Origin of the sequence: Kitasatospora sp. NBC_00374, assembly GCF_041434935.1 — a bacterium.
Taxonomy (GTDB): Bacteria; Actinomycetota; Actinomycetes; order Streptomycetales; family Streptomycetaceae; genus Kitasatospora.
In genome coordinates this window covers 3,735,186-3,750,559 of sequence record NZ_CP107964.1, presented here as the reverse complement: position 1 = coordinate 3,750,559, position 15,374 = coordinate 3,735,186, and the positions used below count along the sequence as shown (strand labels likewise).

At 72.9% G+C, this 15,374-nt stretch carries 15 protein-coding genes; 7 read left to right on the top strand and 8 right to left on the bottom strand.

The genetic code is table 11. The features are described 5' to 3' along the window. The first annotated feature begins 59 nt into the window (after positions 1–59). A complete protein-coding gene (locus OG871_RS16755) occupies positions 60–797 on the top strand; it encodes an NAD-dependent deacetylase (RefSeq protein WP_371497590.1) in 738 nt (245 codons plus the stop codon). A gap of 42 nt (positions 798–839) precedes the next feature. Here OG871_RS16755 and OG871_RS16750 read toward each other — a convergent pair whose 3' ends face one another. Continuing rightward, entirely contained in the window at positions 840–1,961 is a 1,122-nt protein-coding gene (locus OG871_RS16750; RefSeq protein ID WP_371497589.1) for a hypothetical protein, read from the bottom strand. 112 nt (positions 1,962–2,073) lie between these two features. Between OG871_RS16750 and OG871_RS16745 the strand changes: the two genes are divergently transcribed. Continuing rightward, positions 2,074–3,285, top strand: coding sequence for a cytochrome P450 (locus OG871_RS16745; RefSeq protein ID WP_371497588.1), 1,212 nt, complete (start codon positions 2,074–2,076; stop codon positions 3,283–3,285). 9 nt (positions 3,286–3,294) lie between these two features. Next, positions 3,295–4,293: an ADP-ribosylglycohydrolase family protein gene (locus OG871_RS16740; RefSeq protein ID WP_371497587.1), complete on the top strand. Its 999-nt coding sequence runs from the start codon at positions 3,295–3,297 to the stop codon at positions 4,291–4,293. On the opposite strand, the gene OG871_RS16735 is transcribed toward OG871_RS16740, so the two are convergent. From OG871_RS16735 to OG871_RS16705, 7 genes are all read right to left on the bottom strand, one after another. Continuing rightward, positions 4,264–4,797, bottom strand: a complete 534-nt coding sequence (locus OG871_RS16735; RefSeq protein ID WP_371497586.1) for a YcxB family protein — start codon at positions 4,795–4,797, stop codon at positions 4,264–4,266. The genes OG871_RS16740 and OG871_RS16735 overlap by 30 nt on opposite strands. A 32-nt stretch (positions 4,798–4,829) precedes the next feature. After that, positions 4,830–5,252 carry a DUF1801 domain-containing protein gene (locus OG871_RS16730; protein ID WP_371497585.1) on the bottom strand — a complete coding sequence of 141 codons (423 nt, stop codon included), beginning with the start codon at positions 5,250–5,252 and terminating at the stop codon, positions 4,830–4,832. Between the two features lie 24 nt (positions 5,253–5,276). Further along, entirely contained in the window at positions 5,277–5,996 is a 720-nt protein-coding gene (locus OG871_RS16725; protein WP_371497584.1) for a VWA domain-containing protein, read from the bottom strand. Continuing rightward, positions 5,987–7,012 carry an ADP-ribosylglycohydrolase family protein gene (locus tag OG871_RS16720; RefSeq protein ID WP_371497582.1) on the bottom strand — a complete coding sequence of 342 codons (1,026 nt, stop codon included), beginning with the start codon at positions 7,010–7,012 and terminating at the stop codon, positions 5,987–5,989. Before OG871_RS16720 ends, OG871_RS16725 begins: the two co-directional genes overlap by 10 nt. 56 nt (positions 7,013–7,068) lie before the next feature. Beyond that, positions 7,069–8,355, bottom strand: a complete 1,287-nt coding sequence (locus tag OG871_RS16715; RefSeq protein WP_371497581.1) for a DUF2786 domain-containing protein — start codon at positions 8,353–8,355, stop codon at positions 7,069–7,071. Positions 8,356–8,569: 214 nt separating this feature from the next. Beyond that, positions 8,570–10,177, bottom strand: a complete 1,608-nt coding sequence (locus tag OG871_RS16710; RefSeq protein ID WP_371497580.1) for a transporter — start codon at positions 10,175–10,177, stop codon at positions 8,570–8,572. Next, positions 10,174–10,953: an ABC transporter ATP-binding protein gene (locus OG871_RS16705; protein WP_371497579.1), complete on the bottom strand. Its 780-nt coding sequence runs from the start codon at positions 10,951–10,953 to the stop codon at positions 10,174–10,176. Before OG871_RS16705 ends, OG871_RS16710 begins: the two co-directional genes overlap by 4 nt. A gap of 235 nt (positions 10,954–11,188) precedes the next feature. On the opposite strand from OG871_RS16705, the gene OG871_RS16700 reads away from it, so the two are divergent. From OG871_RS16700 to fusA, 4 genes are all read left to right on the top strand, one after another. Beyond that, positions 11,189–11,830: a DUF1707 and DUF4190 domain-containing protein gene (locus OG871_RS16700; RefSeq protein ID WP_371497578.1), complete on the top strand. Its 642-nt coding sequence runs from the start codon at positions 11,189–11,191 to the stop codon at positions 11,828–11,830. Between the two features lie 390 nt (positions 11,831–12,220). Beyond that, positions 12,221–12,592 carry a 30S ribosomal protein S12 gene (rpsL, locus tag OG871_RS16695; RefSeq protein WP_014144289.1) on the top strand — a complete coding sequence of 124 codons (372 nt, stop codon included), beginning with the start codon at positions 12,221–12,223 and terminating at the stop codon, positions 12,590–12,592. A gap of 2 nt (positions 12,593–12,594) precedes the next feature. Further along, on the top strand, positions 12,595–13,065 hold the full coding sequence (gene rpsG, locus OG871_RS16690) for a 30S ribosomal protein S7 (RefSeq protein WP_033822197.1): 471 nt from the start codon (positions 12,595–12,597) through the stop codon (positions 13,063–13,065). 39 nt (positions 13,066–13,104) lie between these two features. After that, on the top strand, positions 13,105–15,210 hold the full coding sequence (gene fusA, locus OG871_RS16685) for an elongation factor G (protein ID WP_371497577.1): 2,106 nt from the start codon (positions 13,105–13,107) through the stop codon (positions 15,208–15,210). Positions 15,211–15,374 lie beyond the last annotated feature (164 nt).

Below are 15,374 nucleotides of genomic sequence, written 5' to 3'. Positions count from 1 at the left end.
GTTCGGGGTGCACGCAAACCGTTCGCGTGACGGCCGCCGGGCCCGTAGCGTCGCGGGGTGTGAACGCGAAGCGCCCCCTGATCGCCGTCCTGACCGGCGCGGGCATCTCCACCGACTCCGGCATCCCCGACTACCGTGGCCCGAACGGCCTTTGGCAGCGCGACCCGAAGGCCCAGGAGCTGGTCACCATCGGCCCGTACCTCGCCGACCCGGACGTGCGCCGCCGCTCCTGGCTGATGCGCGCCGAGGCGGGCGCGCTCGCGGCCGAGCCGAACCCGGGCCACCGGGCCCTGGTCGAGCTGGAGCGCAGCGGGCTGCCGGTGCGGGTGCTCACCCAGAACGTCGACGGGCTGCACCGGCGCTCCGGTCTGCCTGCCCGCAAGGTGCTCGAACTGCACGGCACCGCGCACCAGGTGCAGTGCGTCCGCTGCCGGGTGCGCAGCGCGATGGCGGACGCGCTGGCGCGGGTCGCGGCCGGCGAGCCGGACCCGGCCTGTACGGCCTGCGGGGGCGTGCTCAAGCCCTGCACCGTGATGTTCGGCGAGACACTCGACCCGGTGGTGCTCGACCAGGCGGACGCCATCGCCAAGGCCTGTGACCTGTTCGTCGCCGTCGGCACCACCCTGCAGGTCCATCCGGTGGCCGCGCTGCCGCAGATCGCGCTGGAGCACGGGGCCCGGCTGGTCATCGTGAACGGCGAGCCCACCCCGTACGACCCGGTGGCCGACGAGGTGATCCGGGAGCCGATCTCCACCGCGCTGCCGGAGCTGGTGCGCCGGCTGGTCGCGGGGGAGTGACTGCGGGGCGACAGCGGGGGACGACTGCGGGGGCGACTGCGCCTACTGCCAGGCGACCAGGTGCGGGAGGCCCGCGCTCTGCTCCTCGGCCGTCGAGGTGGCGACCGGGCCCAGCCGCACCGGCTGCGCGCCGGGGGTCAGGTCGATCCGGTAGAGGAAGGTCGTCCCGCCGTAGCCGTCCAGGTAGGCCAGCGACCTGCCGTCCGGGGAGAGCACCGCGCCGTCGACGAACCGCCGCTCCGGTGGCAGCAGCGAGGTGAAGCCCTCCAGCCGGCTGTGGTCGGCCGCGAAGGTCAGCAGCAGCAGTTGCTCGTTGTTCACGCACAGCAGCGTCCGCGGGTCGGTCCACAGCCGCGGGGCGCAGCCGGGCACCGTCTCGCTGCCGGGCAGCGTGGTGCGGCCGTTGCCGGACGGGCCCAGCGCCGCGGGCTCGACGTACTGCGGGTCGTAGCTCGCCGCGGGGTCGGTCCGGCGCCAGAGGCCGCTGCCGGCCGCGACCTCGCCGCCGGGGGCCGCCGCCACCTGGTCGGCCTTGGTGTCCACCGGCCGGGTCAGCCACGGCCTGCCGTCGACCAGGGCGAAGTCCTGGCCGGGTGCGGTGCCGTGGTCCTGCGGCCCGGCGCCGGCGGCGGCCAGGTCGCGGCTGACCACCTTGTGGTCGGCGCCCTCGTACCAGAGGACGGAGGTGCCTGCCTGGAAGGCAGGCCCGCGGCCCTCGGCCGGCTCGGCCACGGCGGCCCTGCCGCCCGGCAGGGTGAACGCGGTCGCCACCGGGGCGGACCCGTTCGGGCCCGGTACCGTCCCGGCGACCAGCCCGAACCCGGGGTCGAACAGCTGCCGGTCCGCGGCGGCCGTCGACCGCCGGGGCTGCCCGCACAGCGGCTCGACCGCCGCGCCGTCCGGGAGCGCCGCTGACCGCTCGGCGAGCCGGGTGCCGTCCGCCGAGGAGTGGGCGACCACGGTGACCACGTGGACCTTGGTGTCCGGCGCGGTGGTGGACTGCGCCGCGAACCGGTCGCACCAGGCGACCACGATGCTGTCGCGGCCCGCGAGCGGGGCGCCGGCGGCGACGGGCTCCGCGGCCTTCGGCCCGCCGCTCCCGCAGGCCGAGACCGCGAGGACGGCGGCGGCCAGGACGAGATGGGTTCTGGTGGTCTTGCGCATGTCGAACTCCCCCGGGGATCTTGCCGATCGGCACCGAGAAGTTAGCAGTCTGATGATCACTTCGGAAGTCGCGGTCATTACGATGACAGCCCCCGACGAGCAGGAGTGATCAATGACGATCGGCACCTTCGACCCGTGGTCGGCCGCGTTCGTGGCGCACCCCTACGACGCGTACGCGCAGCTGCGCGAGCACGCCCCCGTCAGCCACTACGGGCCCACCGACCAGTGGCTGGTCTCCCGCCACGCCGACGTCAGCGCGCTGCTGCGGGACCGGCGGCTCGGCCGCACCTACACCCACCGCTACACCCACGAGGAGTTCGGCCGCCCGGCCCCCGACCCCGCGCACGAGCCGTTCCACACCCTCAACGACCACGGCCTGCTCGACCTCGAGGCCCCCGACCACACCCGGATCCGGCGGCTGGTCTCCAAGGCGTTCACCCCGCGGATGGTGGAGTCGCTGCGTCCCACCGTGGCCCGGCTCGCCGACGAACTGGTCACCGGCCTGATCGAGGACGGCGGCGGCGACCTGATCGCCGCCGTCGCCGAGCCGCTGCCGGTCGCGGTGATCGCCGAGATGCTGGGCGTCCCGGAGTCCGACCGGCACCTGCTGCGGCCCTGGTCCGCCGACATCACCGGGATGTTCGAACTCAACCCCGCACCCGAGACCGCCGAGCGGGCCGTACGCGCGAGCATCGAGTTCTCGGACTACCTGCGCGCCCTGATCCGCGAACGCCGCGCCACTCCCGGCCCGGACCTGATCAGCGCACTCATCCAGGCCCAGGAGGGCTCCGACGCACTCAGCGAGCAGGAGATGGTCTCCACCTGCGTCCTGCTGCTCAACGCCGGCCACGAGGCGACCGTCAACACCACCGGCAACGGCTGGTGGGCGCTGTTCCGCAACCCCGGTGAACTCGCCAGGCTGCGCGGGTCGGTGGACGAACTGCTGCCCACCGCCGTCGAGGAACTGATGCGCTGGGACACCCCGCTGCAGATGTTCGAACGGTGGGTCCTGGAGGACATCGAGGTCGCCGGCACGACGATCCCGCGCGGCTCCGAGGTGGCGCTCCTCTTCGGCTCCGCCAACCGCGACCCGGCCCGCTTCACCGACCCCGACCGTCTGGACCTCGGCCGCGCCGACAACCCGCACGTCACCTTCGGTGCCGGAATTCACTTCTGTCTCGGTGCCCCGCTCGCCAGACTGGAGCTCAACGAGTCGTACGGGGCACTGCTGCGCCGGGCGCCGGGCCTGCGGCTGGTCCGCGAGCCCGAGTGGCGGCCGGGGTACGTGATCCGGGGGCTGTCGGAGCTGCTGGTCGAGATCTGAGGAGATGTGATGGGGCGGGCGACGGGCACCCTGCTGGGCCTGGCGATCGGGGACGCGCTGGGGCATCCGACCGAGTTCCGGAGCTACGACGAGATCGCCGCGTCCTGCCCGGACTGGCGGCTGCTCCCGTTGCCGAAGAAGGCCCGGGTCACCGACGACACCCAGATGACGCTGGCCCTCGCGCGGGGTCTGCGCACCGCCGCGGCGCGCGGCCCGCTGACCCCGCTGCGGGTCGAGCGCCCGGTCCGCGAGGAGTTCGTCGACTGGTGGCGCTCCCCGGAGAACAACCGCGCCCCCGGGATGACCTGCCTGCGCGCCTGCCTGCGGCTCAGCCGGCCCGAGCGCCGCTGGCAGGAGGCGAGCGACCTCGGCTCCAAGGGCTGCGGCGCCAACATGCGGGTCGCCCCGGTCGGTCTGCTGCCGGGCCTCACCGACCGTCAGTTCTCCGGCGTGGCCCGGCTCCAGTCCGCGCTGACGCACGGCCACCCGACCGCGCTCGCCGCGAGCGAGCTCACCGCGCTCACCGTACGGCTGCTGGTCGCCGGCGCCGAGCCGGGCGAGCTGCCCGGCCTGCTGCGGTCGCACGCGCGGGCCAGCCGCACCCGCTACGACGAGTTCTGGCTGGGTGACCTGGCCGCGCACGCGCACGACCACTCGCCCGAGGAGTTCACGGCCCGCGGCTGGGACGAGTGCCTGGTCGAGCTCGACCGGCTGGACGCCGCGCTCGCCCGGCCCTCGCTGGACGCCGACCCGTGCGAGATCACCGGCGCGGGCTGGGTCGCCGAGGAGGCCTTCGGTACGGCGCTGCTGTGCTTCCTGCTGCTGCCGCAGGACCCGGTGGCGGCGGTGCGCCGCGCGGCGTACTCCTCCGGCGACTCCGACTCGCTGGCCTGCCTGGCCGGCGCCTTCGCGGGCGCCCGGCACGGCGAGGCGGCCTGGCCGGCCGAGTGGGTGGAGCGGATCGAGTACCGGGACGAGCTACTGGATCTTGGTGCGCACTGGGACTGACGCCCGGGAGGGCGCGACCCGGGGCGGAGGCGGCGGCGTGGTGCCGTTGAGGTCCGCGACGAAGGCGGCGAGCTCGGTGGTCTGCGCGGCGTCGAGGCCGCGCTTCGGCACCGCGGTGAAGGCGAACGGGGTGGTGTAGAGCAGGAGGAACTCCGGGGTGTCCACCACCCTGTGGTACTGCCGCCAGGCGATCTCGGTGTGCAGGCCGGGCCGGCGGATCCGGACGCTCTCCTCGGTGAGGTCCACCTCCACGGCGCCGGTGATCTTCGCCAGGGCCCTCCGGGTGCCCCGGCGGGTCCCCGCGGTCAGCTGGTACAGCAGGAACGCGCCACCGGTCACCGCCGCGACCGCGAAGGTGAGGTTGTCGAGCGCGAACAGCAGCGCGCCGTCGGCGGTCAGCACGACGGCGCACACCCACAGGAGCCGTCGGCGGCGGCGCAGGCCGAGCCGCGACGCGCGGTGCAGCTCCTCGAAGGAGACGCGGTACGACGTAGTGATGTTCAAGGCTTCCCCCGGGTCCGTGCCGAGGCAGGACTCTAGGGGGTGATCGTCCTGCCGTTCAAGCGTTCGAAGGCGCCGGTGACCAGCTCGCGCAGCGCGTCCTGGTCGACCGCCGCCAGCCGCTTGACGTACAGACAGCCCTTGCCGGTGGTCACCGGGCCGAGCCGGGCGAGCAGCTCCGCGTGCGACTCGAAGCCCTCGGCGATGTACAGCGTCAGCGCCTGCTTGCGCGGTGAGAGGCCGACCGGCGGCCAGTCGCCCTCGCGCCCGCTCACGGACCGGTAGTGGTACGTGCCGAAGCCCACGATCGAGGCGCCCCACATCACCGGCGGTGCCCCGGTCGCCTCGGCGATCAGCGCGCAGAGCGCCTGGGCGTCCGCCCGGCGGCGGTCGTCCGCGACCGCGGCGAGGAACTCGGCGGCGCTCGCCCCGGTCGGCTGGGTCTTCGGTTCGGCCATCCGTCCAGGCTAGGCCGTGATGTGTCAGGCCGTCAGGATCCCGGCCTCGCGCGCCGCGTCGAGCCACCGCGGGAAGCCGTCCAGCAGCCGGTCGTACAGCTCGCCGTCGGCGAGCAGGCGCGGGTCGCGGCCGGCCGGGAAGAACCCGGCGTTGTCGACCGGCCGCCGCTTCGGTACGGGGAGCTCGTCCATCCGGCGCAGGAACGCGAACTCCTGGTCGTCCGGGTCGCCGAAGCCGACGAACTGCCAGTACAGCGGCAGCTCCGCGGCCAGGCAGAGCATCTCCCGCGCCGCGCCGCGCGAGGTCGGCCCGCCGTCCGTCTGGAAGACCACCAGGCCGGGACCGACCGCCCCCGACCGCTGGTGGTGCGCGATGACGGCCTTCATCGCCAGGTGGTAGTTGGTCCGGCCCAGGTGCCCGTACGCCTCGTGCAGCTCGGCGATCCGCCCCCGGTGGTCGGTCAGGGAGAGCTCCGCGACGCCGTCCACCCCGGTGGAGAAGAACACCACCGGCACCACGCAGTCGTCGTCCAGCCGGGCGGAGAGCGCCAGCACCTGTTCGGCGAAGTGCTGCACGGTGCCGTCGCGGTAGAACGGCCGCATCGAGCCGGAGCGGTCCAGCACCAGGTAGACGGCGGCCCGGGTGCCGTCCAGCCCGGCCTTGTCCAGGCTGACCCGCGCCGACTTGTACAGGCTGACCAGGCCGGGCGCGGCCGCCGACACCTTCTCCAGGCTCAGGCCCACGCGGGATACCGCCCGCCGAGGGTCGCCGGGTCGGCGCCCGCCGCCACCGCCGCCAGGTCGTCCGCGACCTGCAGGACCGTCTCCCGGCCCTCCACCGCACCGGTCCACTCGGCGGGCAGCGCCGCCGCGCCGTACACCGCGCCGACCAGGTTGCCGCAGACCGAACCGGTGGAGTCGCTGTCGCCGGAGTGGTTCACCGACAGCAGCAGCGCCGCACGGGCGTCGGCGCCGGCCAGCGCCGCGTACACCGCGATCGCCAGGCACTCCTCGACGATCCAGCCCAGCCCGACCCGTTCCACCGCCTCGGCCGAGGCCGCGCCCTCGTCCGCGATCCGTACCGCCCGCTCCAGCGCCGCGACCGTCTCCTCGCCGCGCCGGTACCCGGCGGTCTGCTCGACGGTCTGCGCGACGGCCGCGCGCAGCTCCGTGCCGGCCGCGATCCGGTCCAGCAGCGCGGCGAAGGCGCCCGCCGCGAGGTAGCCGGTCGGGTGGCCGTGGGTCAGCTGGGCACACTCGGCGGCCAGCTCGAAGGCGCGCCGCGGGCCGAGCCGCAGCAGTCCGAACGGCGCCGAGCGCATCACCGTGCCGCAGCCCTTGGAGTGCGGGTTGATCGGGCCCTCCTGCCCGAGCGGCGCGGCCGGCTCGTACCGCGGCCAGCCGGTCAGGCCGCTCAGGCAGGCGTTCCCCGGGGCCCGCGAGGCGTACAGGAACGGCAGGCCCAGCAGCCAGCCGTCCGGCGCCCGCTCCGGACCGGCCAGCCGCTGGGTCAGCAGCCAGCGCTGGTAGGCCTGCTTCAGCGCGGCCGGCGTGCCGCCGCGCAGCAGGCCCTCGGCGGTGAAGAGCGTCATCTGGGTGTCGTCGGTGACCTCGGACCCGTTCGGACCGGTCACCCCCGAAGGACCGAACCGCTCCCTGATCACGTCCAGCCGCTGGAACTCCACCGGCCAGCCGAGCGCGTCACCGACCGCGCCGCCCAGCAGTGACCCGCGCACCCGCTCCGCGTGACCCGTCGTCATGCCCCACCCCTCTGTTCCCGGCACGTCCCGGCAGGTTCCGGCACGTCCGTGCGCTCCTAGCGCGTGATCGAACCGGCCCGCCCGTGCAGCGCCGCCCGGTCCGCGGCGGCCCGGCCGGCCGCCCAGCCCTCACCGTCACTCACCCGCACCCGCTGCGAGGTGAGTTTCGGGAACATCTTCCCCACCGTGTCGTCGACGGCCTCCGCGCGGGCCGCCAGCGCGGGCAGCAGCCGCTCGTCCGGTACCAGCTGCTCCGAGCTGCCGTCCTCCCGCAGATGCCGTCCGGCGGCCGCCTCCTCGACGGTCCGCTCGGTGGCGGCCGTCAGCCGCTCCCGGATCCGCGCCGCGTACGCCACCAGGAAGGACTGCCGGAACGCCTTGGTGCGCGGCGCGCCGTCCTGGTGCTTGCGGCTGCCGGCCCGGTGCATGGTCGCCGTGGCCTGCACCAGCAGCGAGGTGTAGAGCAGCTCCACCGCGTCCAGGTCGGCGTCGAAGCCGATGATCGTGCAGAAGCCGAACTCCTTGGCCCACACCACCCGCGCCCGGTTGGCGGCCGCGACCGCGTCCAGCAGCATCGCCTTCGGGCTCTCGTACGGGTTGTCCACGCCGATCCGCAGCGCCGCCGGGGCGTCCTTGTGCGGCGCGCCCGCCGCCAGCAGCGCCTCGTCGATCGAGTGCTGCGCCATCAGCTGCTGGGCCTTGGCGGTCAGCGCCTCGGCCTCCTCCGGGTACTCCGTCGACTCGGCCTTCGCCAGCAGCGCCCGGATCCGCCCGAGCATCCGCGGCTCGCCCGCCACCGGGCCGCTCGCCCGCACCGGGGACTGCCCCGGCACCGGGCCGACCGGCGCGATCGGCGGCAGGTGGGCCCAGGCCCGCAGCAGCTCCAGCGCCACCGTCGCCAGCGCGAACCGGTCCTGCCGGTGCAGCTCGGCGAACGCGCCCAGGTACTCCTCGTCGCCCGGCCACCACACCTCGACGGCCAGTTCGCGCAGCTGCTCCTGCCAGCGCCGGTCCAGCGTCGCCGACGGATGCCGCCGGCCCTCGGCGGCGATCAGGTCCACCGCCAGCGCCAGGTGCACCGGGCCGAGTGCCCGCCGCACCACCCGGACCAGGTCGGCCGGCCGCCAGCCGCCCCGCCAGCAGCGCCCGACGGCCTGCTCGGCGTGGCCCAGCAGGGCCCGGCTGACCTGCGGCCACTGCTCGATGGAGGCCGCCAGCAGGGAGGCCCCGCCGTCCAGCGCGTGGTCCAGCCGGTCGGCCGGCGCCGCCACCACCTGCTGCACCGCCTGCGCGAGCAGTCCGTCGACGGCCGTTCCCTGGTCGTCCCTGCTGCGCTTGCCCACGGTGATTCGCCTCTGCTCGCCTCGGCACCCGGACCCGGGCACCCCAGCCATGATGCCGCAGCGCGCCGCCGAACCCTCAGCCGCTCGGACCGGCGGTCAGCTCCGCAGCGTCCGCCGGCCCAGCACGATCTCCGAGCTGATCGAGCCGCCCGGGGAACCCGGCCGCAGCAGGACGTTGGCGGCGCCGGACGCCCCCGGCCGGATCTCTCCGGGTTCAACGCTCGATCGTGGTCGCCAGGATCTCCGGCAGCCGCTCCAGCAGCCGGCCGGCGGCGAACCGCAGCCCGAGCGCCGCCACCAGCGCCCCGTACAGCGGCCCGGCCGCCAGCACCGTCCAGGCCGGGCCGTCGACGGCGAGCAGCCACAGCAGCAGCGCGCCGACCGGCAGCGTCAGCACCGTGCCCCCGAGCATCGAACCGAAGCTGTTCATCAGCACCAGCCCGGTCTGGCCCGGCGCGGCCGTGCGCATCGGACTCCCGTCGGCCGGCATCGCGTACGGAGCCAGCACGCTCAGCAGCCCGCCCAGCCCGATCCCCGCCCCCAGCGCGGCCAGGGTCAGCCCCAGCGCCGGCGCCAGCGCCCCCCACTGCCCGGTGGCGGCGGCCAGCCCGAACCCCAGCACCAGCAGCACCGGCACCGCGTACGCGAGCACCGCGTACGCCCGGCCGCGCAGCTCGTCCCGGGCCTGCGCCCGGGTGCCCAGGGTGGCCGCGACCATCCAGAACGCGGAGCCGTCCATCCCGAACAGGTTCAGCATCTGCAGGCCCAGCACCAGCCCGCCGGCCGCCACCACGTACACCGAGGCCCAGCCCTGGATCACCGACAGCGCGCCGAACACCAGCGTCATCCCGATGCTGGTGAAGACCGCCGCCTTCGCCCGTGGCTCCCGCCAGGCGTACCGCAGGTGCCGCTGCATCACCGCGCCCACCCGACCGTCCGGCAGCAGTCCCCACGCCCGCGACCCGCGCACCCCGCGGGTGCGCACCAGTGTCGAGGCGTCCGCCGTCACCATCAGGTGCCGCAGACTGACGTGCCACCAGCGCAGCAGCAGGGCCAGCAGACCGGCCGTCAGCGCCAGCTGCGCCACCGCGACGGCGTACGAGCCGGTGCCCGTGCTGCGTACCGCGTCCACCGCTCCGATCGGCGGGACCCAGCGCAGTGCCGCGGCCCACGGCTCGATCGGGGCGAGGTCGAGCGTGGCGCCGGGCCGGCCGAAGGCACTCTGGAAGGCCAGGTTGCCTACCTGGATCAGCACCGCGAACAGCAGCCCGCCGAAGATCGCGAAGTCCTTGCCGCGCCGGCTGGACAGCATCCGGGCGTTCCCGGCGGCGACCGCCCGGGACAGCACCACCAGCGTGACCACCGCCAGCGGCACGCCCACCACCGCGAACGGCGCGGAGCCGGCGCCGCCGGCCGCCGCGACCGCCGCACCGGTGAGCAGCAGCAGCGACAGCACCGGGCCGGGCCCGACCAGGGCCGCCAGCACCGAGCCGCGCAGCAGCGGCCCGGGCCGCAGCGGCAGCATGGTCAGCCGGGTCGGGTCGGCGCTCTCGTCCCCGCTGAACAGGAAGAGCGGCAGGGCCGCCCAGCCGAGGGTCAGCGCGGCGGCCAGCAGGACGGCGGCGTCCGCCGCCCCGGCGTGCCCGTGCAGGAAGGCCACGGCGGTCGCGGCCGCCGCGGTGAACAGCAGGCCCAGGACGGAGCCGATCAGATAGACCGCCCGCCGGCCGGGGCTGCGCCGCAGGCCGTTGGCGAGCAGACGCAGTTTCAGCGAGACCAGGGTGCGGACCACCGACCGGTCCGCGGGGAGGGACGTGGTCACCGGGCACCGCCGAGCCAGTCGAGGGAGCGGCCGTCGTCCTCGCGGACCCCGATCAGTTCCAGGAAGGCGGCGTGCAGCGAGCGTCCGCCGCGCACGGTGTCCAGCGGCCCCTGGGCGATCACCTGCCCGGCGCTGATCACCGCCACCCAGTCGCAGAGCTGCTCGACCAGCTCCATCACATGGCTGGAGAAGACCACGGTGGAGCCGGAGGCCGCGTACCGGCCGAGCACGCCGCGGATGGTCTGCGCGGAGACCGGGTCGACGCCCTCGAAGGGCTCGTCGAGGAAGAGCACGTCCGGGTTGTGCAGCAGGGCGGCGGCCAGTCCGATCTTCTTGCGCATGCCGGTGGAGTAGTCGGCGACCAGCTTGTCGCCGGCCTCCAGCAGGTCGAGGACGGCCAGCAGTTCCTCGGCCCGGCGGTCCACCTCGGCGCCGGGCAGGCCGCGCAGCCGCCCGTTGTACTGCAGCAGTTCACGGCCGCTCAGCCGTTCGAACATCCGCAGCCCCTCGGGCAGGATCCCGATCCGCGCCTTCGCCGCCACCGGGTCCTGCCAGACGTCCACGCCGTGGATGAGCACGCTGCCCCGGTCGGGCCGCAGCAGCCCGGTGGCCATCGACAGGGTGGTCGTCTTGCCGGCCCCGTTCGGTCCGACCAGGCCGACGAAGGAGCCGGCCGGCAGGTCGAGGGTGAGACCGGCCACCGCGGTCTGCGGGCCGAACCGCTTCCACAGGTCGTGGAGGACGACGGCGGCGGGTGGCGGGGCGGACGCCTGCATGGTGGGGTCTCCTCCTGCGCTGGGCCCGTGCGGGACGGGCGGATCCGGTGGCCTCAGCCTCTCACCGAGCGTCAGCGGGCGGCAGTCCCCCGGCATCCGGCACCGACCGGACCCGAATGGCCGATTGCGCGGCGAACTAGTTGGGCCACCCGTTCGTCCTGCATCCTGAGGGAGCGCGATTGCCGCGCGACGGGAGGGGCGTCACGACGCGCCCGGGCTTCGGGAGGTGGCCGGTATGACCGGACAGCCGTGGGGGCAGCAGCCGAAGCAGGGCCGGCCCCAGTCCTACGGGCAGCCGCTGCCCGCGCCCGGGTACGGGCCGCCGCAGTATCCGGCGCCCTACCAGCCGGTCGCGAGCCCCGCGCCGTCGCAGGCGTCGGTGCAGGCGTCGATGCAGGCCGCGATGCGGGCCTCGCACGCGGACCGCGAGCGCACGGTCGACGTCCTCAAGGCCGCCTACGCGGAGGGCCGGCTCTCCGCCGAGGAGTACTCGCAGCGCTTCGACGCGGTGCACCAGGCGCAGACGTACGGGCAGCTCAGCCATCTGGTGGCGGATCTGCCCGCCGGGCCGATGCCGGGGCCGTTCGTGGCCGCACCGGTCGTCCAGCTGGTGCCGCAGACCTTCCTGCCGCCGCCCGTGATGATGCCCAGGCGGACCAACGGGCTGGCGGTCGCCTCGCTGGTGCTCGGGCTCGCCTGCCTGGTCACGGCCGGCCTGAGCGGCATCCCGGCGGTGGTCACCGGTCACATCGCGAAGAACCAGCTGCGCACCTCCGGCGAGGAGGGCGACGGCATGGCGACGGCCGGCCTGGTGATCGGCTGGCTCTGCACGGGTGGCTGGGCGCTCATCTTCCTGCTCGCGCTGCTGTCGGTCTGAGGCCCGGGGGCCGTTTCGGCGGGCCCGTCCGGCGTGGCTCGGCGTGCGGCCCGCACCGTTCTGTGGTAGGCCTGGCAAAGGCGTCCTCGGTCGCCCCGCTGAAGGCTCCCACCTGCGGTGACGCATTTGTTTTGACCCTCGCCGATGCGCTAGGTAGGCTCTGACCTTGTGCCTGGGGTGTCCCCGGGTCCTTGTGCGTGCCAGCACACCGGCTGCTGCAGCGGAGTGGTTCATCCCGCTTCGCCCGCGCCGTCGCTGCACATCAGCTCATGGGATTCCGCGATTCTTCCCCCGAAGAGGCCCAACACACCCGACCGCGTGGGTCGGTGAGTGGAGGGAACACCGCAGGTTAGTTACACCCAGCCTTGGCACACAGAAAACGGAGAAACGGTGCCTACGATCCAGCAGCTGGTCCGAAAGGGCCGGCAGGACAAGGTCGAGAAGAACAAGACTCCCGCGCTGAAGGGTTCCCCGCAGCGCCGTGGGGTCTGCACGCGTGTGTACACGACCACCCCGAAGAAGCCGAACTCGGCGCTTCGCAAGGTCGCCCGTGTGCGCCTCACCAGCGGGATCGAGGTCACCGCTTACATCCCGGGCGAGGGCCACAACCTGCAGGAGCACTCCATCGTGCTGGTGCGCGGTGGTCGTGTGAAGGACCTTCCTGGTGTCCGCTACAAGATCATCCGCGGTTCGCTTGACACCCAGGGTGTCAAGAACCGCAAGCAGGCTCGCAGCCGCTACGGCGCCAAGAAGGAGAAGTAAGAATGCCTCGTAAGGGCCCCGCCCCGAAGCGCCCGGTCATCATCGACCCGGTTTACGGCTCCCCGCTGGTGACCTCGCTGGTCAACAAGATCCTGCTGCACGGCAAGCGCTCCACCGCCGAGCGGATCGTCTACGGCGCCCTCGAGGGCGTCCGTGAGAAGACCGGCGCCGACCCGGTGATCGCGCTCAAGCGCGCGCTGGAGAACGTCAAGCCGACCCTCGAGGTCAAGTCCCGCCGTGTTGGTGGCGCCACCTACCAGGTGCCGGTCGAGGTCCGTCCGGGCCGCGCCAACACCCTGGCACTGCGCTGGCTGGTCGGTTACTCCCGCGCCCGTCGCGAGAAGACCATGACCGAGCGTCTGCTCAACGAGATCCTCGACGCCAGCAACGGCCTGGGCGCTTCCGTGAAGCGTCGCGAGGACACCCACAAGATGGCCGAGTCCAACAAGGCCTTCGCGCACTACCGCTGGTAGTCCCAACCCCGTCACTAGACAGAGAGAGAACGAGCCACCATGGCTGCAACCTCCCTTGACCTCGCCAAGGTCCGCAACATCGGGATCATGGCGCACATCGACGCGGGCAAGACCACCACGACCGAGCGGATCCTGTTCTACACCGGTGTCTCGTACAAGATCGGTGAGGTCCACGATGGCGCTGCCACCATGGACTGGATGGAGCAGGAGCAGGAGCGCGGCATCACGATCACGTCGGCCGCGACGACCTGTCACTGGACGCTCGACGACGTTGACAACACGATCAACATCATCGACACCCCGGGCCACGTCGACTTCACCGTCGAGGTGGAGCGTTCGCTGCGCGTGCTCGACGGTGGCGTGACCGTGTTCGACGGTGTCGCCGGTGTCGAGCCCCAGTCCGAGACCGTGTGGCGTCAGGCCGACCGCTACGGCGTCCCGCGCATCTGCTTCATCAACAAGCTGGACCGCACGGGCGCGGACTTCTACTTCTGCGTCCAGACCATCGTGGACCGCCTCGGCGCCACCCCGCTGGTCATGCAGCTCCCGATCGGTGCCGAGGCCGACTTCGTCGGCGTCGTCGACCTGGTCAAGATGAAGGCGCTGGTCTGGTCCCCCGAGGCCACCAAGGGCGAGATGTACGACACCGTCGACATCCCGGCCGAGCTCGCCGACAAGGCCGCCGAGTACCGCGAGGCGCTGCTGGACACCGTGTCGAACGTCAGCGACGAGGTGATGGAGCTCGCCCTGGAGGGCGAGGACATCCCCGAGGAGCTGCTGATCGCCGCGATCCGCAAGGGCACCCTGGACTCGTCCTTCACGCCGATCTTCTGCGGCTCCGCGTTCAAGAACAAGGGCGTTCAGCCCCTGCTCGACGCGGTCGTGAAGTACCTGCCGTCGCCGCTCGACATCGAGGGCATCGAGGGTACGAAGCCGGGCAACGACGAGGAGAAGATCGTCCGTCAGGCTTCTGACGACGAGCCCCTCGCCGCTCTGGCGTTCAAGATCATGTCCGACCCGCACCTGGGCAAGCTCACCTTCGTCCGGGTCTACTCCGGGCGCCTTGAGGCCGGCACCGCCGTCCTCAACTCGGTGAAGGGCCGCAAGGAGCGCATCGGCAAGATCTACCGCATGCACGCGAACAAGCGTGAGGAGATCGACTCGGTGGGCGCCGGCGACATCGTCGCCGTCATGGGTCTCAAGCAGACCACCACCGGCGAGACCCTGAGCGACGAGAAGCAGCCGGTCATCCTGGAGTCCATGGACTTCCCGGCCCCGGTCATCCGCGTCGCGATCGAGCCGAAGTCGAAGGGTGACCAGGAGCGTCTGGGCACCGCGATCCAGCGGCTGGCCGAGGAGGACCCGTCCTTCCAGGTCAACACCGACGAGGAGACCGGCCAGACCATCATCGCGGGTATGGGCGAGCTGCACCTCGAGGTGCTGGTCGACCGTATGAAGCGTGAGTTCAAGGTCGAGGCCAACGTCGGCAAGCCGCAGGTCGCGTACCGCGAGACGATCCGCAAGGCCGTCGAGCGCATCGACTACACGCACAAGAAGCAGACCGGTGGTTCCGGCCAGTTCGCGAAGATCCAGATCGCGATCGAGCCGCTCGAGTCCGGCGAGGGCTACGAGTTCGTGAACAAGGTCACCGGTGGCCGCGTGCCGAAGGAGTACATCCCTTCGGTCGACGCCGGCTGCCAGGAGGCCATGGAGTTCGGTGTTCTCGCGGGTTACGCCCTGCAGGGTGTCCGCGTGACGCTGCTCGACGGTGCCTCGCACGACGTCGACTCCTCCGAGCTCGCGTTCAAGATCGCCGGCTCGATGGCCTTCAAGGAGGGCGCTCGCAAGGCGTCCCCCGCTCTGCTCGAGCCGATGATGGCCGTCGAGGTCACCACGCCCGAGGACTACATGGGCGATGTGATCGGCGACATCAACTCCCGCCGTGGCCAGATCCGGGCCATGGAGGAGCGTCACGGTGCTCGCGTCGTCAAGGCGCTTGTGCCGCTCTCCGAGATGTTCGGCTACGTCGGTGACCTGCGCAGCAAGACCTCTGGTCGCGCAAGCTACTCGATGCAGTTCGACTCGTACGCCGAGGTTCCGCGGAACGTGGCGGACGACATCATCGCCAAGGCCAAGGGCGAGTAAGGACCGGCTCACGCCGGTTCCCTGCCCGGGCCGGAGCCTCCCGCAATCGGGACGTTTCGGGACCCCTTAGGCTATTAGGAGGTGAACCGGGGGGATCTACCCAGATCCCCCCGGGGCCCTCCGCCCCCACCCGCGGGACGGCATGGGGCGCAACCCAGCGCCCC